The sequence below is a fragment of the Candidatus Babeliales bacterium genome (assembly GCA_035944115.1).
Taxonomy (GTDB): domain Bacteria; phylum Babelota; class Babeliae; order Babelales; family Vermiphilaceae; genus DASZBJ01.
On the sequence record DASZBJ010000046.1, the window covers coordinates 14188 to 36096 of the forward strand.

Sequence of the window (21909 nt, forward strand, 5' to 3'; positions counted from 1 at the left end):
CTTGTCCGTCGTAGCCTTGGCGAAGTCGGAAGCCTTGGCGAAGGCAGATTGTGCAATGCTTTTATAGCATCATAGGTAGGTAAAAAAAATTATTCAACGATTAACATTCGGCAAGGGCGTAAGTGCCTTTTGTTGAGGAGTGTAGTGAGGTCTCATGGCGAATGCAATGGTGGCATATCGCATTTTGCCACTGCGGGCGACAAAATGAGGAGTGGGGTAGATAGAAAATTCGGTGAGCAGCACACCCGGGATGAGCAGAATAGAATCCCGGCTATTCCATTGACAGCAGGTTTTTACGGGAGAAGAAAAGTCATCGGGAGTCAGTGAGGATTTATAAGCAGAAAGCAGCAGCGACTCGTTGTCTGTGCTATCGAGAAAAAGAGAAAATGCAGTACCATCGTAGTGAGGTTTTGTGGCCATGTAAGAAGGAAGATATTTGATTACTTTCAAAAGAATAGGAGGGTTAGCGCATTCCCAAGATAGAAGACTTTCCAAATCTAATGCAGTTGCTGCTTCACTAAATACATGTGCATATGAATTTTGAATCTCGCGACACAACGCCAAGAAATAGCTGATTTCGGGGATATCGTTAAGTTCAGGATAATAGGTGCATATAAATTCATGGAAATGGATTGAATAATAGAAGGAGATTTGGCTTCTTCCTGGTACGGCAGATTCGTCGTAAAAACCAAAAAAATCAGTGGAGTAGTAACCTCTCTCTTTTGAGCGAATAAAACGTTCTTTTGCATGATATAATTTTTGTGCCCAGGTTGGATTTGTCTGAAAAAAATCTATGAGCTCATCAAAACATGCATACAAGAAATCAAACGTTGCGGCTGTCTGCTTCTTATCACAGATTTCTCTATAACCAACGTGTTTAAAGTCTTCTGCCAGAGGCATTGCCTGTAGAGGTTGCAATGCACATAAAAGAGACATTGATAGGAATAAAATTTTTTGAACAATCATGGAGCTATTGTATGATTTGTTTTTCGAAGGTGTCAAATGTTTAAGGAATTTTGACTATGAACAAACTGTTCCTCTCGTGTATCATCCTCATCAACTTTGCGTGGATCCTTATCTATGCTGAACTACAGTATCCGGCGGATGTTTCTTATCTGGTATCTGACTTGAAATACAGTCAAGAACATGGGCTGAAAATCTGCGAAGTGCAGCACGGGGCTCTTTCAGCACTTAGTGGCGATCTGTATGTCTCAGGAGAAGATGGAGCTATTTCGCCAAAGATTGCAGATTTTTTTACTTTCTTTCCAATAAAAAAATGGGCAGCAGGGTTGCTCTATCCGCCATTACAAAGATCGTTAGCAGTAAAGGAGTGGCAGATTGTGCCGTCGGTAAAAATTCTTTTACAAGATTCGACATTTTTAGAATGTGCAAAAGTACATTCTGTTGATCCTTGTTGTATAACTTCTTACGCAGGAATTGTCTACGCCGATTTGGACATTGTTGGCAATTTTGACTACTATCGCAAGCTCTGCCCGGGAATTCTGTTTCTCAATGCAGCGACCTTTCCTTATTGGAATGACAAATATAAGATGAATGCGCTGTTTGATTATAACGATGAGCTCAAGCAGTATAAAGCAGATTGGAGAATCTATCCTAAGAAATATGATGTATCGTTATCACAACAAATACAACAAGAGATGCCGGGTGAATTGTATGTAATCAAGCCAAGAAAAGAGAGTTTAGCAAATGGAGTAATCGTCGTAGCAAACAAAGATCTTGATACAGTCTTACAGATGATTTTGGAGCCCATTGCTACTTTGGAAAAACACCCAGATAAGAAATATGCGTATTGGTGGAAAAATAGGGACGATAGTTTTCTTATTGAGAAATATTATACATCCGACTATGTATGCTTTTCTGCGCCGTTAAGTGGGAACATGTCTTGCGCAACAGAGTATCAGTATGATGCGACTATGCGCATTGCATGCATTATGCACTATGACGGAGGAAGAATGAGGTATCATAGTCTGGGAGGATTTTGGAAACTCCCTGCTAAATCTTTGCAAGAGCAAGGGACTTTGAATGAACAGAGAATCTCTTGCTGTAAGCCTCCGTTTTATACGGCTGTCGACTCGCAGTTATTGAAGGAAGTCAATACACACATCGAGAGAGCGATGCTTCTTCTGTATGAAATCATGCTGAGCAGTCGTTAGCATGTACGGTATATTTTCTCATGATAAGTTTCACGGTACATGTAACATTCTGTTATACTCCTTATTCGTTATATCGTCTTTATCTTTAACGAAAGCGTACTGTCGATGAATAAGATAAAAATTATTTTAATACATGGTAATGGTGATAGTAGTCCTCAAGACAACTGGATTCCGTATACAAAAACAGAATTAGAGAAGCTGGGATTCATGGTTCTTGCGCCACAATTTCCAGATGCTCCACTGTCACGAGAAAAATATTGGATTCCTTTTTTGGAAAATGAACTAAAAGCAGATCAGCATACAGTGCTTGTTGGACATTCAACCGGTGCGATAGCTGCAATGCGCTTCGCCGAAAATCATACGCTGCTGGGATCAGTACTGATTGGCGGATATGCCACCGATTTAGGTATTGAAAGCGAAAAGCTAAGTGGCTATTTTAATCGTCCCTGGAATTGGTCTGCTATCATAAACAACCAACAATGGATTATCCAATTCGCATCTACCGATGATCCATGGATTCCGATAGACGAACCAAGACTTGTTCATCAAAAACTACATTCAGAATATTATGAGTTTACTCATCAAGGGCATTTTGGTGGAGATTATGATAAAAAAGAGTTTCCTGAATTAGTCCAAGTATTGAGAAAAAAATTATTATCTTAATGTTTACGATAGATATTTTATGCAATTTCACGATAAGCAACACAACATAAAGGGCGTTATGGTTATAAGAAAACGGTATATACAGATAACATTCGTAAGTTTATTAATGTTACTGGCGCATGCAATAGAATCAGCAGCAGAGCGGGATGGTTCTATCCCAGAAAAATCGTGTCAAACGTATTCTGATGAAGAGATAGATAGTATTTTGTGCAAGGTGCATCGCTTGGTTCCTGTTGCGTACAAGAAAATAAAAGAAATGTTGCCGTCCGTTGAGCCAGTTTCTTTGTGTAGCGTTGATGTAGAAGCACTAGTTCCTGAACATCGAATTGAAAGTCTACACGATTGTGCAGTGAGTCAGAATGGTCAATTTGTGGTAAAGCGATCGACAGTTTTTTGTGATGGTGAGGTAAAATGCAGTATATCTGTTTTTGATATTAGCGGTGAGCCTACATTATTAGATACATGGGTGGAAGCTGGTAAACGTGAAATGATAGATAGCACTGCTTTGGCCGTAAGTTCAGATGGAAAAACTGTTGTGATGGGGATCAAGGGAGGCGGAATGTGTATAACAGAAGTTGGTTCTGGAGGGGGAAAGAGTATTTTTTGCGGAAATGGGTATGTGAAGGATATTATGTTTAGTGGCGATGATACTGCTATCTTAGCAGATGTGGGGACTGCGATAGTAGGCTGGGATTATGGAAATTTAGTAAAAAAAGTTCTTCCATGCAAGAGACTGGTATGGGATGCCCTTACTGGAAAATTGCGTGCTAAATTAGGCGACTATCGTACTCATGTAGCCTCAATGGCTATAAATCATGATGGAGCCAGAGCTGCGGTAGCGGTAAGTGATCCGGCTTGGCCAGGTACACTATGTTTTGATGCCACTACGGGAGAAAAATTATATAGTAATGGCACAGCTGCATATAAAGTTGCCTTCAGTCCAGATGGGCAGTCACTTGCGGCAGTAGGCGAAAATGCCATAAATGTATACAACTCTTCTGGAGAAATGACACAAACCATTGATATTAATCAGTGCGGGCGCGGGAAAAATATTAAGTACCTATCATTTCCGCATCCTTCTCGTCTTATAACGGCTGGTCTTGGTAATGGTGGTGGTACTGAAATACTGGTACGAGCTTTGGAAAAAAGTGGACGAATTGCGAGTGCCTTTAACATGCGCTGGTTGTCATGGTTTGGGCATGGTGGTGTAGTTGGCGGTGGAGATCGTTCTTTGGTAGTAAGAGATGGGCATGAACGTGGTTTTGGCGCAAGGTTAAAAATTTTAAGGCTACGAACGCCATCTCTGGTGCGAGCGGCGGTTTTAGCACAATCTCATCAACAGTCATCACGTCAGAGATTGAAGAATGCTTCTGATAATAAGAGCTAATCCGAATTTTAATCGACGTAGTACGATTGTAAAATATGCAACTGCAGTTCGATTGCAAAAAAAACCATTTGGAAGTTGTATCGCCTTTACGCTTAATTACACATATGAGTATTGGCATTTTTCATGTGGTGATCGGTATGCTGCTTATTGGCAGGAAAGTGATCCTACAAAAAGAGTTGCATACTATGGTGTGGCAAATTATTAGCGTATTATTATTAGGATGATATGAATAAAAAATTATTATTTCTTGATAACGGAGTTAAAAGTGCGTATTGCTATGCTCAAGTTGATCCCAATAACTTAGAGATCGAGAGAAAATCATTAGACGAGGGACAAAATAATGTTTCTACGATATCGGAATTGATTAGTGAAATCTTACCAAATTTTGAAGATGATTATGATGGTATAGAAAACATAATTTCGTTAATAGAATATTGCGGTAAAGGGAAGCTTGCTAAAGAGACGTGCGAAAAAAAACCTGAAGAATTTAAGTCATGTTTCCCGCCAGTGGGTCATATTGATGGGCTTATAGACAATTTAGGTGAAACAGATGAGTGTGTGCAATCTCTAGATTTAGAATTTAATCAAATATTAGAAAAACTAAAAAATTTTTTTGAGACACAAATCGATCCTATTCAGATTGTTGATTCTGTGGAAGGCAAATTAAAAAAATACCAATTTCATGTAAGCGTTTTGGGGATTGATACGGCATTTAGAGGTATGCTTGGGTCATTGAAGGCAGATGGAAAGAATAGTGTATATTTTTATGAATTATGCGTGATATTTAGTTGGAATGAACTTTTTAGGCACGATAAGTGGACGGAAAATAAAGCGACCCAAGATATTATTATGGATTTATTAGCAGGATATTATCTTGGATCTCGTCAGATTTTTGATGTTCCAGGGTCTGTACTATTTGGAAGAATGGCTGCTAATAGAGACGTCTTTAAAAAGAAGCATAGAGAGTTGGCTGATATAAATGCTATTGAATGGCTTCTTATGGGCCATTCATTACCGGATCATGCAGCACGAGTTCCTGTCATCGTTATAACCACAGACACAGAGCTTAAGGATGCCTTGCGCGAATGTATTAAAGGCGCGGTTCGTCTTAGAAATTCTTTGAAAAAATACCCAGCGTTATCAGATCGTCACTTTGAATTTGTGCCAGGTATTTTAATTGAAGTTGGAACAACTGATATTTATAGAAAACCTACGATTGTTGATGTTGCCCAAGAGATAGGCTAAGTGTGATTTCATTCCGGTCTGGCATGATGCTTTGACCCGTACTCCTGAAAATTAACGTGAGTTCGGAGTAACAGCTTTGAAAACTATTATGTCGCGCTCAGATTGAGCGCACGAATTCTGGATGGCTACGCATACGCTCACCATGACAGAGTAGGCGATGCCTTATGTTTTGGATCAGGTGGCAGTGAAGGCAGGTGACATCTTCGAAAAGTAAGACTATGAAGTAGAGATAAATATTATTAGTACTATTGGCGTTCTCTAACTGTCATGGTGAGAGAGCCTTGGCGAACGTCGCCATCCAGAAAATTGTGCGGCCATAGGGCGCGACAAAAAATTTCTTTATTCGAAGGTATTTACCAGTGTCTTATATCGAAGTCACGTTAAAATTAGAAAGCTATCGGGGATTTTTTATATGGTTGTGTCAGAAGCGAACGCTATTTCTACGACCCCACGTGGTTCAAACATGTCCATGAAATGTTTATACATTACTGGTCTATCTTGCCCACCATCTATTGTTAAAAGCAATGCCTGCGCATAAAATGCAATATCTTCTACAATTCGTTCGTGTCGGTAATACGCAAGAATGTCCCTATCGATTTCAGTTTTTCCATAACCGAGATAGAACAGTTCTACTTCATGCGGATCATTCCAAACATTTCCAACACCGCCGCCGATAAACATGAGATCACGTTCTTTTGGCGCCATAATAGGTTGATCCCAATCAACTATATAAAAAGTATCATCGTTCTCGATTAATACATTGCCACCGTGAATATCGGCATGGCACAGTACCATTTGCGGAGATTGCGTTTGTATTTTGTGTGCTAACTGTTCCGCGCGATCGACCAAGCGTTGAATGATGTTTTTATGTTCTTTCATGAATGTTAATAACTGCAAGGTTATGTCATCGCCATGGATGGATTGATCATCAATATGCGCATACACAGATCTCACCGCTTCACGCCATTTTGGGCAGTAGGTTTCTTGTTTGATCTGGTTTTTGATTACGGGCGGCACATCAAATGCATGAACCAGTCTTAACGATTGGCCGAGTGTAATCCATTGACCGTTGGTTAAGGCGCAGCTGAATCCATCTTGTCCTTCAATGAAGGGATACACAATAACCGTGAAATCATGGACGTGTTGCGTTAGCTGACCAGTATTTGTTTTGACCGGCGAAATAATCGGTTTAATGCCAGCTTCATGCAACAATGTTTGGATGATAACGCCGATCTCATTATGATCACGTTTGAGTTTTACAAAATAAGAGGAATCTTGCGTGTGCGCTTTGTAGACAGCAGCATTTTCATCTGCGCCTAAAGGGAGAAAGGTCAACGCAGTAACGTTAATATCGTAATAGGTATTGAGGCATTCGATGATTGATTGGTCGGAAATAGGTGGTTTTTGAATCATGAGTTTTTATTCGTAAAAAATGATAGTTAGGGGGTTTTATAGTGTATTCATTTAACTGTAGCAGATTTACATGTTCTGTTAATTTTGTCTGTTTAAATAGTGATGAGTAGCATCACACCCTTGTTTGTGTTCAAGACTTTGCAGGATTTTTAATCATTCTCTTTTTCAGGCGTCCTATTTTTTTGTACAAGTGTAATTACTGTGGTGATTTTTTCCTCGGCGGAATTATAAAAAGGGTGGTCATGTTTAATCGAAGCTCTACTCGTTTGTTGTTTACATTAGTTTCATTAGTTTTATTCAGCGCTACGCAGAAAATTGAATCGCATGGATTTGCGCCCGATACGCTTATTACCATGAAAAATGGTAAAGAGCTGATGCCACTTTATCGCCTTGCTAACTTGATTGTTATGTCCACGTGGAAACGAGTGACTGCGTATGATGCAATGAAACAGAAATGGGCTAAACGGTGGGTAGAGGGGGTAGGATTTAGTCAAACAGATTCTTATTGCCGTCTCTTTTTTCTGCGCGATTCATCGCCAATCGTGTGTTCCTCAGTGCAACCGTTTTATCGAATTTCTGATAAAAAATGGGTGAAAGTATATAAGCTCCGTAGTGGCGACAAGTTGTTATGTCGAGATAGTAAAACAGTAACGGTTTCAAAAGTTGTTTTAGTGCAAGAACCGCTGAGAGTGTGCACACTTCAAGTTGAATCATCACATACTTTTTTAGTAGGCAAGCAGGGCGTTGTTACGCATAATATCCCATTGGCGTTGGGAGCGTTTATTCGTTTTAGTGTGCCATTTGGTGCTGCCGGAGCGGGCGCAGGCGTTAGTTTTGGTCCCGTTGGCATCACGGTTGGCGTTTTGCTCTGTGGTGCCGTAGGGATTATTTATGATCTTCATCGCAAGAAAGCATATGCAACATATCATTCAGCGGAAGGGCAAAAAACGGTTGCACTGTTTGCGGAAGAAGTTACAAAAAATCATGGGGAGACGGCAGTATCAGGAGGGCGTACGCAAAGGCTACCAGCTGCGGCGAGTAAAGCGCATGTGCCAGCGGTAGATGAAAATCTTGTAGCGTGCGAAAAAACTACTGCCGATACATCATCTGCGTCATTCGTACCTGCAACAGCACAACCTTTTGATCGTCAGCATGAGCAGCCAAACAATGATTTTGGTCATACAATAACAGATCGTTCTGATGATTTTACGCAACGTTGTTTCTCTGATGTGCAATTAATGCAAGACGTACACTATAGTTGTGTGCTTAGTAATGCAAGCGAAGTCCCTGATGAAATAGTGAACATAGTTGATTCACTGCATCGATCTGGGGATATTGATCTTTCTGGTCATTCAAGCAAGCATTCATCCAAAAATTCATCTGGTGGTTCAATGTTTGCAACTACCGGTAATCATTTTGTGTACGATCTTGATCAACAAGAGCAATTGATAATAGATGCAAGCGAGAGGTGCGATGGTTTTCAAAAATCAGAAGGTGAAGCAGCTCTGTATGATTATGCATGTAAAAATAGTGATCAACTTGGACTTCGTAAAGAACTGGTTGAACAGATTAAGAATAATGGGGCTGTGTATGAATGTCGTTCTTATGAGATAGCAACACCAGTTGGCGACCTGTTGCAGGATTATAATTATGACGTTCTTGCGTATGATCATTGTTATGGCGATCAACTACAACAACTAGCGCATCAAGATTGTATAGATATTTTAGAAAAAATTGTTTACCAAAACCATGCACCGTCCCTTCGTGTGCGCCAACAAGATTTTTCTAAAGGTCTTGTTGGGTGTGTTGATGCAGCACGTGAATACAATCACGTAGGATTGCCAGAACAATCATTTCATATTATCGACTTTTGTTACGCTTTTCTTGATTGTGGGGTTGATGTTGTTAAAGGTGTTCTTGAAGGAACGGCGAAAGGGATTATTGGGGCGGTAAGCCATTGTATAGGCCATCCGATTGAAACTGCAGCATGCATTGTTGCTGGCAAATACGTCTTTGCGTATCATTTACTGTGTTTGCTAGAAAACGTTGCAGAGGTTGGTGCTGATGCGTTGCACGCTTACCATGCAGGGCAAACAGAATGGGATGAATTTCTTAAGCCAGTTAAAGAGCAGATTAAAGAACTATCGAAACAAAAAGTTTCTGTGCGTGGTGCAGTAGAAGGCACAACAGCATTTGTAGTTCATTGGGTGGCGCAAAATAAGCTGCATGGCGGACTTAATGATATTTTCAAGGCAGCAAAGACAGCAGTAAAGACAAAAGCTGCTTCACTTGCTAATAAAATTTCATCAGCTACTCCTGATCACGTTTTGACAACGCCAGAAGGGGTTAGTTTTAGTGCGTCTTCAATTGATAATAATCAGCTTTCTGCTAACAATAATACGTTAGCAAAACAGGCGCATGCTCCGAAACAGCAGAATCATGCTTCAAAGCAACAACATGGTAAGCGGCAGTCAGGTAATAATAGAAACCAATCAAACTGCGATAAAAATCAACAGGCTGCTCATCAGCAAGAGACAAATTCTCGGCAGCAGCACAAACGAGAGATTGGGGCGCCGAGATATCCTAATAAATGGTATAGGGAGATGGCAGAAACAATGGGATATAGGTTGGATAAAAATCCTCCATTTAATACCTATCGACAATTAGCTTTTAAGAAAGGAAATCAGTGGATATCTCCAGATGTAACTGGTCATAAAGGAGGTGTATGGAAAGTGTTTGATAGAAAATTTGGTAGATGGGCAACATATAATGAAGACCTTACAATAGAAATAGGTACTTGAAAACTATGAAAAAATTTTTGATACATGTGTTGCAAAGAACAACGCATAATTGTTTTGGAGTAAAATGTTGTTTTGGAGTAATAGAGATAGGAACATTTAGAGAAATATTTCACATGCCCGTGAATGTTTGGAGTTTAGCTGTATATGAACAACAATGGATCGAAGGAATTAAACGTTTGCAAAATCATGATTCGTCATGTTTGGTAACGGAAATTCAAACTCGTACAAAAAAACCACAGGCGACATTATGGGCTTTCTACAAAGAAGAGAAAAAATTATATATTCAAAAACTGGTTCTTTTTGGAGAACTTATTAAAGAGCCACTCAAAAATAAGTTTTTTACAACAACAACGTGTTATGATTTTATTGTACCACGTGGCTTGGACATGCAACACAATTTGAAAGCTTCTGAATGGCAAATTGATTTAGAAGACGTATTACGATTTTTAGATGAAAAAAGACAGCTAAACGATCAAAATAAAACAAAAAAATACAGGAATTAAGCTGGATTATGCAAAGTAGCGGTGGGCATTGTTCCCTATTAACTGAATCTTTAGAGGCATCAACCACGGTTTAAAAGAAGTCAGTTAGCGCAAAAAGTGCCGCCAGTCTTCGCCCATGTTTACCGGGGGCTTTTGTGGGTTCTGCGGTATTGTGCTAATATGAATATATATGGATTTATTCTTATTATACGCTTTTCTAGGAGAAGTATGAAAAAAACTATCCCATTGGCTCCTTTTTATTTTATTCGCCATGGGCAGACAGATTGGAATCTTAAAGAGGTGTGGCAAGGCTGGACCGATATTCCATTAAATGAAACGGGGCATGACCAAGCGCGTAGCGCGGTGTCAATCTTATCAGAAAAAGGTATTTCACGTATTGTTACTAGTCCACTTGTTCGTGCGCATAAAACGGCGGAAATTATTAATGAGCATCTTCGTGTACCTGTGCGGGTAGTTGAAGGGCTTAAAGAATGTTCTTTGGGTATCCTGGAAGGGACTGTGAAAGATAAAGCTATCATGTCAATTGATTTGCATCATGTAGCGCTGATAGGAAAAGGTGAGCATCCCGATGAATTTAAAGCACGTATAGCCGGAGCACTGCATGATGTTTTAGATCCTGAGCATACTACTCTTATTGTTGCACATGGAGGAGTATACTGGGCAATTATGGACATGATTGGTTTTAAAGAGGAGCGTTCTCATAATTGTGTCCCTTATCTTTTTATGCCTCCGGCAGAAAATCAGTCTACATGGACAGTTCATCCACTGGATATTAGTCCTAAAATATAGTTGATAGCTAACTGTTTATTTCATTATGCAGATTATTGATGGCTGTAGCGGGGTTCTGCTGTGGCTATTTTTTTTATAAACATGAGGATTTTTATGAATATTCGATCTTTTTCTATTGCGGTTGTTATACCGTCTTTGATTTTATTAAATGGGTGTGCGCATTATAGAGCGAAGCCATTAAAGCCTCTTATGCCAACAACGCAATCAGTAGAACAGTCAATCTCTTTTTCTTACGAGGTATTTGATGTTGATGATTGCGTAAGATATCTTGATCGTAATGTTATCGCTAAAGGATATCAACCAATTCAAATAACGCTTGCTAATAACACTGATCATTATTTCAGTGTTTCAACTAAAACCTTTAGTTTTGATTGTTTAAAACCTCAAGAAGTTGCTGAAAAATTTCATACTAACACAGTGGGACGTGCCATTGGTTATGGCGTGGCGGGATTATTCGTCTGGCCATTTATTATTCCAGCTATTGTAGATGGTGTTGGTTCATCAAGATCAAATAAGCGATTAGACGCTGATTTTTCACGGAAAACATTCCGTAGTCAAGTTATTAAACCTCACACAACTGTTAATGGTCTACTATTTGTTTCATGTGATGATTTTGATGAAAACTTTACCTTAACTGTTACTGATCAAGCAAATAATCAGTATATTGTACTCAGTCCGGCTAAACCTAAATATAACATTTAACATTCAATGCTGTTTTAATGTGGACCTGGTAAGGGCACACCATAACATGCTGTTTTTGTAATATCTGGTATAGTACCGTTTGGAATGTACAAGGTGTATTGATTATTAAATGAGGATCGTGATTATGAAACGAATGCAATGGCTATTATCTACAACGCTATTATTTACTACGCTATTCAGTATCTTAGCTGGAAAAGATATGTATCAAATCAATGACAATCTTATTCCCCGTACAGTACTGTTTGGTAATGCTGATCGTGGAAATCCTAAAATTTCTCCTGATGGATCTATGATATCATTTTTAGCACCATATAATGGGGTTATGAATATTTGGATTCAACCAATATCTCAGGTTACTGTTGCACAGCCGGTAACATTCGATAGTAATCGAGGTATTCAGGGATATTGGTGGGGATATGATAATACAACATTGTTCTATTTGCAGGATATAAATGGTAATGAAAATTGGCATATTTATAGCCTTGACTGCGTAACGGGGTGCACAAAAAACTTAACTCCGTTCGATGGTGTGCAGGCGAAACTAGTACGGTATTCAAAGTATTTCTCTACTATGATGCTCATTGCACTTAATAAAGATGATAGGACTCGGCACGATGTGTACAGCCTTGATACGCAGACAGGCGAACTGACTCTTGTTATAAAAAATCCAGGTGATGTTGCAGCATGGTATGCAGATGAACAGTTACAACTACGAATTGCGTATGTTACGCAGGATGATGGTAACACAACTTTATTATATCGCGATGATAATAATGCTTCATGGCAAGAGCTTGTAACATGGGATATCGATGCGACGCTTAGTGGGCAATTTATTGGATTTGCAGCTGCGCATAACGAGTTATATCTGACTGATGGATCAGAATCTAATACGGCCTGTTTGATTAAAATGAATGCGCATACAAAAGAGAAGCAAGTACTGATAGAGGATCCTGTATATGATGCTGGATCTTCTGTTATTTTACATCCGGAAAGCAGCAATCCAGTTTGTGCGTTTTTCGATAGAGAACGATGTGATACGATCCTGTTTGATGATAGTTTCGCCGATGACTTTGCACTATTGAAATCTATAAACTCTGGAGATATGCAGATTATATCGTATGATAATTCATTTCGATGGTGGGTAGTGCGCTATGTAAGTAGCAACCGTCCGGTGGAATTTTATTTGTATGATCAGCAGGCTAAACAGGCAACATTTTTGTTTGCTAATCAAGCTGAGCTGTATAATTATCAGTTAGCAGAAACAGAGCCGATTTTATTTCAGGCACGGGATGGTTTGGATATTCATGGATATATCACCTATCCGACAACAACGACTGCAAAGACTGATTTGCCGATTGTTCTTTTTGTGCATGGTGGCCCATGGGCGCGAGATTGTTGGACATATAGCTCAATAGTTCAACTGTTTGCCAATCGTGGGTATGCATGTTTGCAAATAAATTATCGCGCTTCTATCGGGTATGGTAAAGAATTTGTCAAAGTAAGCAACAAGCAGTGGGGCAAAAGTATGCATACTGATCTTGTTGATGGGGTGAATTGGTTGATAGATCAGAAAATAGCTGATCCGACAAAAATAGCAATCTGTGGTGGTTCGTATGGAGGTTATGCAGCGCTCGCAGGGGCAGCTTTTACTCCTGATCTTTTTTGCTGCGCTGTGGATATTTGTGGCGTTAGTAATTTACTTACACTTTTCAAATCAATACCGGCATATTGGAAGCTTTTTTTGATACAGATGAGGATTCGCATTGGTGACCCAGAGACTGAAGAAGAACTTTTAAAAACAGCGTCACCGCTCTTTTCTGCGAATAACATTAAGATTCCGATGCTGATTGGTCAAGGCGCTAATGATCCACGTGTTGTGCAAGCAGAAGCGGATCAGATTGTAGATGCACTACAAAAACATAATATTCCTCATCGATATATATTGTTTCCTGACGAAGGGCATGGTTTTGTAAAGCCGGGAAACAGATTAGTGTTTTTTGCGGCAATGGAAGAGTTCTTAGCTCAAAATCTTGGCGGGCTTTTCGAGGCGTAGTTAATTGAGGCATTATGATTATCAAAAGATGTTATAAGACGAGTTTTATAGTTCTTATTACATTTACGCCACATTCAATGCAATCAGCAGCATTATTTGGAAGAGCATTTGCTTTTTTGCAGCATGCTGCGGTTAATACTTTATGTGATATTACAGATATCGTTGCGGTATCACATTTGGAAGAAGAGGAAAAAAAAGAAAAATATCCAGTCTATTCTGATGAAGATCTTAGAGAATTATTTGCCAAACTTCCTGCTGTACTCGTTAAGCATATTGAAAAGTTTGCATTTGTGCAGCCAGAAACACTATATGATGTGAGTGTTCACGCAATAGTGCCGCAAACCATTTGCAAGGAGGCAGATGTGATAGCTTTGAGTGCGAATGGAAGATATCTTGCGATTAAGAAGGATAAGGGAAGGGGTCTGGTGGTAAGCGAGGTATCTGTATGGGATACTGCTAATGTAAGATTATTGGACGCAGTACAGCATAAACTACCAATTAATTATTTGGCTATTAGTTCTGATAAAAAGTTTATTGCAGTGGTTGGTCCTTATAATACCGATATTATAAATATTAGTTCGGGAGCGTTACTGCATAGAATCGGCGCGGTTAATGGTCCTTGTGTTATTACTTCTGACGATGCCTGTCTCATAACATGCGATACGGTGGAGAATTCTCATGCGCTACGTGATCGTCTACATAAATGGGATGTTCGTTCTGGACTGTTACTGAGTAGATTGAGCTCTTTTGACAGTAAAATATCTGCAATAATTGTGGATTCACGTGGGAGATTTATTAATGTAAAGACTGGTAAAGGAAATGTTTTTTGGGATACAATGGCTAATAAAAAAACAATGAATTCAAATATGATCGTGAATGCAGTGGCATTTAGTGTAGATAGTAGCCTTATGGCGATTGGTGCAGTTGATGTTAGGATTCAAGATCAGAACAATACCATTTTACGTATATACGATCCTGCTTCTTCTCAAAAGTTGTTATCGCAATCAAAACAACCGCAGATACAATGTTTGGCATTTAGTCGAGATAATAGTGCGCTTATGATAAGTGGCGTAGATCAGGTGTCTATACGAGATGTTAAGACGGGAGTGGGTTTGCGCAGATTTAAAATGAAAAAGAAATCAGACAACGTCCTTTTTGGTCCGAATGGTGCATTTATGGTTACCCATGATAACCGTGGCAAGGTGCAACTTTGGAAGCCAGAAGGGGCACCATTGGTAAAATATGCGCAATATTTATCAAAGCAGCGAGAAGGGCAACGTAAAAAGCTGAATGAAAAAGCAGTAGCAGCCGGTCCTTTGGCAATGTTACAGAGAAAGAGCACGAGTAATTAAGTATGAAGTATAAATATAATGAAATTATTTTCAAACGCATTACTGATTTTGCTCAGTTGCTCGGGTATGATGCACAACGTATTTATGATTGGACATATCTGCAGGCAATGACTTCTGCATACTGGTCAATAGAAGATGGTCTTGATGTGACTAATCGTGTAGCATTTCTCAGATTGTTGCAGCAGGTTCGTGTATGAGTGTTGAACCATTTTCATACAAAGAAATACAATCTATTCCAGAATTTCCATTACAACGACCAGAATTTTTGTCAGCTACTGACGGCATTCAGCTGGCATATTATGCTTTTTTACCAAAACAAGAACCAAGCAATGTTGTGATTTTCTATCATGGTGGCGGAGGATACACTAATGCTGCTTATCAATGGGTAGGGATGCAACTTGCAATGAGCGATAATATTGGTGCATATATGGTAGATATTCGTGGCCATGGACATTCGCGGGGACCACGGGGTGATGCTCCGACGGTTGAACAACTATTCTATGACATTGATACGATAATAGATTTTGCACACCAGAAACATCCCCAAGCAAAGATCTATCTTGCTGGTCACTCTGCTGGCGCTGGTCTTATCTTAAATTACGGTGCACATGTGCCATCGTCATACGTTGCAGGATACATTTGTTTAGCCCCTTATCTGGGACCAAATTCAGGAACACTTAAGGATCATGTCGATCCAAGGACAAGTTTTGTAAAAAATGTCCGCGTTTGGGTATATATACTTGGCGGTATGTCAGGTGGGCGAATTTGTGCACATACTCCGGCAGTGTACTTTAATTATTCACCAGATATTTTAGCAGATCCATTCATGGTGCCCTATTACACATATACCATGTCATCAGCTACAACTCCTTATGATACGAACTCTGTTTTTGCACGGTTGAATAAGCCTATTGCGCTGTATATTGGTGATCAAGATGAACAAATGAATGCAGAAAAAATAGTCGACTATAAAGAAAAAGCGGTGCTGGTAAAAAAGCAATCGATTGCTCAAATTATTCCTCATGCTGCTCATCTTTCTATTTTATTGTCAGCTGCAGAGTTAATTTGTAAAACCATCAAACGATGGCAATAAGTGATTAATACGCGTTTTCAATCATTTGTGGCCGTAATGCTAATGAGTTATATTCACCAATAGGTCGTTTTATTTAGGTTTATACAGAAATGATGCTTATCATACTGGAACGGAAGATGGGATGAAAATTTTTGACTGAGAAATGATCTTGAAAATGTATTACGATTTTTAGATGAGAAAACGATACCGAACTCAATTTTGATGAAAGATGATTAATGAATATTAATAGATGCTTTGGAGGCAAACAGGGCCAAGAATTTTATGCCGATTATCATGACAATGAATGGGGAATACCAGCTCATGATGATCGGCATTTATTTGAGATGCTTATTTTGGAAGGGGCCCAAGCGGGACTTAATTGGGAAACCATTTTAAAGCGGCGTGATGGATATCGAAAGGCGTTTTATAACTTTGATGTCCATAAAGTTGCATGCATGAATGATGATGAGCTGGAAGCATTGCGTCAAAATCCTGAAATTATTCGTAATCGATTGAAAATATATGCAGCACGCACCAATGCATTGGTGTTTGTACAGATCCAAAAGGAATTTGGTTCTTTTGATGCGTATGTATGGCATTTTGTACGAGGTAAGCAAATTGTGAATCATTGGCAAACTGCTAAAGAGATGCCGGTTTCAACACCTGAAAGTGATGCCTTATCGAAAGATTTAAAAAAGCGGGGAATGACTTTTGTTGGTTCTGTTATTATGTATGCATTTATGCAGGCTGTAGGCATGGTCAATGATCACAGCGTGACATGCTGGCGATATGGTAAGTGAAAAAAAATAATATTGTTTTGCGTGGCTTACAAATACCGAACTCACGGCAAGCCATTTGCGGGCATAATAGTAATGAGTTATACTCACAGATAGGTCGTTATTTATTTAGTTTTATAGAGAAAGGATCCTTATGGATTTTACTATTTTGTCTCAGGTTAACTATGCAGCCGTAGCGGTTTGCTCGCTTATCTTCTTTTTTCTTGGTTCTATGTGGTTTGGGGCATTTTTTGGCAGCATGTGGATTGCAGAGCTTGCTAAGCACAATGTTATCATTACTCCACCTACAAAAGCGGAATTACTTACCAAAATGGGCCTTAATTTCTTAAAAAATACTATTATCGCTTTGTCTATGGCGTGCCTGGTGGTATTGGTTGGTTCAAAAACGGTTATGTCAGGATTGCACTTAGGTCTTTTGGTGGCTTTTGGCTTTGCGGCATCTACAATGGCGGATGTTTTTATTTGGGAAGGCCGTTCAGTAAAGCTGTTTTTAATTGATTCTGGCTATCAAATAGTGGGTATCATATTATCTGCGGTTATTCTTTCTATTTGGTCATAAGATATAAACACATATTTTGATCATAGAGCTCAGGGGTAATACTCTGGGCTTTTTTGTTGCCCAAACATTCCCTCGACCTTTTATTGTTTAAAGCACCCGTTTTTTTGTATACACAAAAGGAGATTCTTGAGACGTATCTATAACATTGATCGTGGTTAATTGGAGCTAATAATGAAAAAGGTTGCAGTATTTGGTGCGGGAGTTGCGGGCTTAACCGTTGCGCATGAGTTTGTACGGTTGGGATATACAGTTGTAGTGTATGAAGCGAACAAGCAAGCGGGCGGATTTTTCCGTAGCGCGCGCAATAGCGGTGATCATATGCCATCGGAATATTCTTGGCATGGTCTTGGTCCCTGGTATCACAATGTTTTTGATATTATGAAGCAGGTCCCTTTCGATCTAACGGGCAGCATCTATGATAAGGGCCTTTCGCGGCCCGTTCTTTTTGCAGTTGCTCCTGATGAGATCCGATCCGATTGTGATGATTCATATCTTTTTGATAAACCAAAATCGTTTCGAATGACGTGGTGGGACAAAATTATGTTGGGATGGTTGCTGCTTAAAACATGGACAGCAAATCGCCGGTCGTTTGAGCAGTACGCTCGGTTGAATGCATATGAGCAATGGCAATCCGTGATGAGCGAGCAAGGAGCAAAAACATGGCGATCTATCTTCGGTCCCTGGGTTGGATCGGATTGGACCAATGTCTCACTGCATCAGGTGGGGCAGTTTTTTAGAAAATGCATTATGTCAGGACCATCGCATGCACATAAAGCAGACGATCAAGGACCAGAATGGACGCACGGTGGCAGCGACTGTTGGCTGTTATTACGCGCGCCGAGCAACGAATGTTGGTTTGATCGATGGGTAGCACATTTACAGCAGCAAGGGGTTACATTTTTTTGGGAGCAAAAGTTGCGTTCATTCGATTTTGATGGAACACATATTACTGCGGCCCATTTGGAGTCGGGAGTGGTTGTGCACGCAGATGTGTATGTTTTGGCCGTCACGCCGTTTGCCGCCGCAGAAATTTTACGACACACCCCAGACCTTGCAAAAAAAGATCAACTGCGCTTATTTGAATCGCTAATACAAGATGGGCCGCATACGCAAGTATCTTTTAGAATAGGATTTTCGGAAAAAATTTTATGGCCAATTGAGCGCGCTGCAGTTATTGCAGCAGATTCAGAATTTAATATTACTTTGTTTGCGCAAGAACAAGTATGGTCATCAGATGTGATTCTCGGCGATGGCATTGCATCATTGTGGACCGGTACCGCCTGTGTTGCTCGTGAACCAGGGCGTGTGTATGGATTGCCTTTGATGCATTGTACCAAAGAGCAATTTATTGAAGAAGTTCTAACGCAATTACGTGATTGTCAGGGATTAGATTTTTTGATCAGGCAAGCGAATAGTGGCAGAGGTTTTGGGAGTTTTCCGATCGTCAAAATTGAAGTATGGCATGAGTGGTTATTTAGTCCTGAAGGCATTAAGCCTCGACAACCAAAATGGGTGAATACAACAAATACGCAGCCGTATTTGCCGACTCAAAAAACTCCGGTGCCCAATCTTGTGATCGCCGGAGCACATACGCAAACAACAGCAGATCTGTGGAGCATTGAAGCTGCGGTTGAAAGTGGACGGTTAGCAGTTAAAGTTATAGAACCTGAAGTGATCGTTATTTCCCAATATAAAGCGTTGCCGTTGCGTATCGTAAGTACTATCGATGATATATGCTTTGCCATTGGCGCTCCGCATATTCTGGATATTGTTGTAATTGGAGTTGCGATTGCGCTGGTGGTTGTTATTGTTAAGAATATGTAAAAAATTACCCGGATTAATCCGGGTAATTTTGTTATATAATGCAATTGAAATCTATCGATTAATAATAAATAATCACCAGGCCAGCAGCGCCTCTACCGCCTTCTCCGGGGAGTGAACTTGCTGCTTGTCCACCGCCACCACCACCAGGGCGTTGTCCATTGAAAGCCCCTACTTCAATAGAATTTGAACCGTCTTGTTGAATAATTCCGCCAAATCCACCCGTTCCGCCAAGACCTGCAGATCCACCTTGGCCGCCCGATGGAGAGAGTATATAACTCAGCGTGTTTGGCATAGTAAGAGCTACTTGGCATCCCATTGCAGCTTCACCATTTTCTCCATCAATAACAAAGGAAGAAACTACGGCAGCTCCTACTGCGGTAGATCCTGTTCCGCCAGTTCCTCCAATTCCTGGAGAAGCGGGGAAGACATTCAGGGGAGCATCTGATCCACTAACGGCTGTTATCGTGACATCAACTCCATTGGTAACAATTGAATTGAACGAAGAATTGGCTGCGACAGTAACAGTATATGGCATGGTAGTTACTGATACGATTGCTTCAATGTATCCGCTACCTCCTCCTCCAGCACCAGAACAAATATCAGAAGGAGCTGTTGGTGAACCTATCATAGTTGGTCCGCCATCACCACCAGCACCCCATGCTTTTACACGAAATTGCGTAACGTTGGGAGGAAGAACAAATGCTCCTGATGCTCTAAAAATCAACATGTTAGAGTTGCCAGAAGGTCCAGTTGCGCCGGTAGCACCCGTAACACCAGTGGCTCCCGTTGCGCCAGTAACGCCTTTCATACCAGTTGCTCCCGTGGCACCTTTAGGGCTTACCGGACAGCAACTAGTAGGAGTAGGGCAGCAACTAACCGTGGATGATGAGCAGCAGTTGCTCGATATTACTTTTGATTGAGATAATGTTTTAATAAGTGCATCTTTACTTTGATTTGGAGCCATTTTAGATAACGTTGCAAGATTAGTTTTTGCTTTTTCTAAGATAGCGTTAACCGCAGAATTTGACTCTCCTTTTGCAACCAGAGCGCAGGGGGACATTATTATTAACAGTGACAGTAATAATAAAACTTTTTGTTTCATTGACGTACTCTTCCTTTGATTAATGGGTTTATCTTTTTTGACATACTATTGTGGCTCTCAAAGCAAAGTCAATAAAAATAGTTTTAGGCGTCGAGTTAGTCTTTAAGCAACTGTTGCAGGTATCGTTCAGGATTATCTAGAAAATATTTGGTGAGCTTATAATGTTCCGTCTCTTGGTATCCGATGGAAGTAAGCTTACCTGTGTCGCAAGAATAAATAGTGGCACCTGGATATGCCAACAGGATTGGTGAATGCGTTGCAATGATAAATTGAGCATCAGGATTTTTACACATTTCATGCAAAATCACCAGCAACGATAGTTGCCGTTGAGGAGAAAGGGCTGCTTCAGGTTCATCAAAAATAAAAAAGCCATTACTGAACAATCGGTTTTTAAAAAAAGAAAGAAAGCTTTCTCCATGTGATTGCTCATGCAGTGACTTTCCTCCATAGGGAGCGTAGACCTCCGCATCGCCATAGGGACCGGCCATCGTATCAATATAATTAGCAATATTAAAAAAACTTTCTGCTCTGAAAAAATAACCATTTTTTGGTTTCTTTCTCCATGAAAGGGTGAGTTGTTCGGCAAGTAGTTGCGCCGCCGCATACGTTTTCTCAAAGGAAGTTTTAAAATGGATGTTTTTACTACCACCTTCTAACCCAAATCCTGCGTGGTAAGCAATTGCTTCCAGGATAGTAGATTTTCCAGTCCCATTTTCACCGATAAAAAAAGTGACTTGTGTGGGAAAGTTAATTTCCGTTAAATTTTTAATGATGGGTAAAGAAAAAGGATGCAGATTAAAATCAATTCCGTCAGCGAAATCCACTTTGACCATATCGAGAATTGGACCATCTAGATGCGTGGTAAAATTGTTTGATTGTTTCTTTTTCATAGTGCTTGCCCTGATCCATTCATGTTTTTTGAGTAGTAATTATGCAGTATAAGATTATAGGATTTATTTGTTTCGAGCAAAAGAGGCTCATGTGTTATTTTGTTTTTGTTTTGATAAAATAGGTGATCATGCAGAATAAGATTTACTGTGTGCTTTTGGTGAAACTCTTTTAATAGCTAATATAGCAAAGGATATAGATGAAAAATGTTCAACTATTATTCACCCTAGCAGCGTTTGTTATAATACATCACGGGGCTGATGCAGCTATTTTACCAACAACAGCTTCATCGGCAGATACCGAATTAACCAAGTCTACCCATTTATCATCAAAACCAGAGCAAAAGCAAGTAAGTAAGGCGACTGAGATATTGCATGCAAGGTTGGCCGAGGATGTGTCTACGCAAGAATCGCATCCTGACATGCGTAAGCGTAATAGTTTTTTGGGTGGTTCCACAGTTGAAGCAGTGGGGCGTATTATAGGAGCTGTTTTATTTACTGAATACGTTGTTAGTCCAATGACCGATTTGTTTTTTAGATGAGCTTGATATCTCTCTTAATGTAGCATGTATAAAGCAGGAGAAAT

21 protein-coding genes are annotated in these 21909 nt (G+C 40.0%); 17 read left to right on the forward strand and 4 right to left on the reverse strand.

Features of this window, described 5'->3' with window-relative positions:
• Positions 1–93: 93 nt before the first annotated feature.
• Positions 94–966, reverse strand: a complete 873-nt coding sequence (locus VGT41_05795) for a hypothetical protein (GenBank protein HEV2601773.1) — start codon at positions 964–966, stop codon at positions 94–96.
• Positions 967–1022: 56 nt separating this feature from the next.
• On the opposite strand from VGT41_05795, the gene VGT41_05800 reads away from it, so the two are divergent.
• The 5 genes from VGT41_05800 (at position 1023) to VGT41_05820 (ending at position 5469) form a co-directional block, all read left to right on the forward strand.
• Positions 1023–2174 carry a hypothetical protein gene (locus VGT41_05800; GenBank protein HEV2601774.1) on the forward strand — a complete coding sequence of 384 codons (1152 nt, stop codon included), beginning with the start codon at positions 1023–1025 and terminating at the stop codon, positions 2172–2174.
• A 105-nt stretch (positions 2175–2279) separates the two neighbouring features.
• Positions 2280–2837, forward strand: coding sequence for an alpha/beta fold hydrolase (locus VGT41_05805; GenBank protein ID HEV2601775.1), 558 nt, complete (start codon positions 2280–2282; stop codon positions 2835–2837).
• 58 nt (positions 2838–2895) lie between these two features.
• Positions 2896–4224, forward strand: a complete 1329-nt coding sequence (locus VGT41_05810; protein HEV2601776.1) for a WD40 repeat domain-containing protein — start codon at positions 2896–2898, stop codon at positions 4222–4224.
• Complete coding sequence (locus VGT41_05815) at positions 4202–4429, forward strand: hypothetical protein (protein ID HEV2601777.1); 228 nt, start codon at positions 4202–4204, stop codon at positions 4427–4429. Before VGT41_05810 ends, VGT41_05815 begins: the two co-directional genes overlap by 23 nt.
• A gap of 20 nt (positions 4430–4449) precedes the next feature.
• On the forward strand, positions 4450–5469 hold the full coding sequence (locus tag VGT41_05820; protein ID HEV2601778.1) for a hypothetical protein: 1020 nt from the start codon (positions 4450–4452) through the stop codon (positions 5467–5469).
• Between the two features lie 408 nt (positions 5470–5877).
• Here the strand turns inward: VGT41_05820 and VGT41_05825 are convergent, their stop codons facing one another.
• Positions 5878–6882 (reverse strand): aminoglycoside phosphotransferase family protein, encoded by a 1005-nt coding sequence (locus tag VGT41_05825; protein HEV2601779.1) that lies wholly within the window; start codon positions 6880–6882, stop codon positions 5878–5880.
• A gap of 242 nt (positions 6883–7124) precedes the next feature.
• Between VGT41_05825 and VGT41_05830 the strand changes: the two genes are divergently transcribed.
• The 11 genes from VGT41_05830 to VGT41_05880 all read left to right on the forward strand — a co-directional run bounded on the left by VGT41_05830 (position 7125) and on the right by VGT41_05880 (position 19334).
• Positions 7125–9683 carry a polymorphic toxin-type HINT domain-containing protein gene (locus tag VGT41_05830; protein HEV2601780.1) on the forward strand — a complete coding sequence of 853 codons (2559 nt, stop codon included), beginning with the start codon at positions 7125–7127 and terminating at the stop codon, positions 9681–9683.
• Between the two features lie 5 nt (positions 9684–9688).
• Entirely contained in the window at positions 9689–10186 is a 498-nt protein-coding gene (locus VGT41_05835) for a hypothetical protein (GenBank protein ID HEV2601781.1), read from the forward strand.
• Positions 10187–10393: 207 nt separating this feature from the next.
• Positions 10394–10975, forward strand: a complete 582-nt coding sequence (locus VGT41_05840) for a histidine phosphatase family protein (GenBank protein ID HEV2601782.1) — start codon at positions 10394–10396, stop codon at positions 10973–10975.
• Positions 10976–11068: 93 nt separating this feature from the next.
• Entirely contained in the window at positions 11069–11677 is a 609-nt protein-coding gene (locus VGT41_05845; protein ID HEV2601783.1) for a hypothetical protein, read from the forward strand.
• A gap of 124 nt (positions 11678–11801) precedes the next feature.
• Positions 11802–13730, forward strand: coding sequence for a S9 family peptidase (locus tag VGT41_05850; GenBank protein HEV2601784.1), 1929 nt, complete (start codon positions 11802–11804; stop codon positions 13728–13730).
• Between the two features lie 14 nt (positions 13731–13744).
• Positions 13745–15082: a hypothetical protein gene (locus VGT41_05855; GenBank protein ID HEV2601785.1), complete on the forward strand. Its 1338-nt coding sequence runs from the start codon at positions 13745–13747 to the stop codon at positions 15080–15082.
• A 2-nt stretch (positions 15083–15084) separates the two neighbouring features.
• Positions 15085–15279 (forward strand): hypothetical protein, encoded by a 195-nt coding sequence (locus tag VGT41_05860; protein ID HEV2601786.1) that lies wholly within the window; start codon positions 15085–15087, stop codon positions 15277–15279.
• Complete coding sequence (locus VGT41_05865) at positions 15276–16175, forward strand: alpha/beta fold hydrolase (GenBank protein ID HEV2601787.1); 900 nt, start codon at positions 15276–15278, stop codon at positions 16173–16175. Before VGT41_05860 ends, VGT41_05865 begins: the two co-directional genes overlap by 4 nt.
• Before the next feature lie 215 nt (positions 16176–16390).
• Positions 16391–16954 carry a DNA-3-methyladenine glycosylase I gene (locus VGT41_05870; protein HEV2601788.1) on the forward strand — a complete coding sequence of 188 codons (564 nt, stop codon included), beginning with the start codon at positions 16391–16393 and terminating at the stop codon, positions 16952–16954.
• A gap of 130 nt (positions 16955–17084) precedes the next feature.
• Positions 17085–17510, forward strand: coding sequence for a DUF1761 domain-containing protein (locus tag VGT41_05875; GenBank protein ID HEV2601789.1), 426 nt, complete (start codon positions 17085–17087; stop codon positions 17508–17510).
• Positions 17511–17681: 171 nt separating this feature from the next.
• Entirely contained in the window at positions 17682–19334 is a 1653-nt protein-coding gene (locus tag VGT41_05880) for an FAD-dependent oxidoreductase (protein ID HEV2601790.1), read from the forward strand.
• 58 nt (positions 19335–19392) lie between these two features.
• On the opposite strand, the gene VGT41_05885 is transcribed toward VGT41_05880, so the two are convergent.
• Together VGT41_05885 and VGT41_05890 are read right to left on the reverse strand one after the other, a co-directional pair.
• A complete protein-coding gene (locus VGT41_05885) occupies positions 19393–20436 on the reverse strand; it encodes a hypothetical protein (protein HEV2601791.1) in 1044 nt (347 codons plus the stop codon).
• 95 nt (positions 20437–20531) lie between these two features.
• Positions 20532–21326, reverse strand: coding sequence for an AAA family ATPase (locus VGT41_05890; GenBank protein HEV2601792.1), 795 nt, complete (start codon positions 21324–21326; stop codon positions 20532–20534).
• 197 nt (positions 21327–21523) lie between these two features.
• Between VGT41_05890 and VGT41_05895 the strand changes: the two genes are divergently transcribed.
• The gene (locus VGT41_05895; GenBank protein HEV2601793.1) at positions 21524–21865 is read left to right on the forward strand and encodes a hypothetical protein; all 342 of its coding nucleotides are present in this window, start codon (positions 21524–21526) and stop codon (positions 21863–21865) included.
• The last annotated feature ends 44 nt before the right edge of the window (positions 21866–21909 follow it).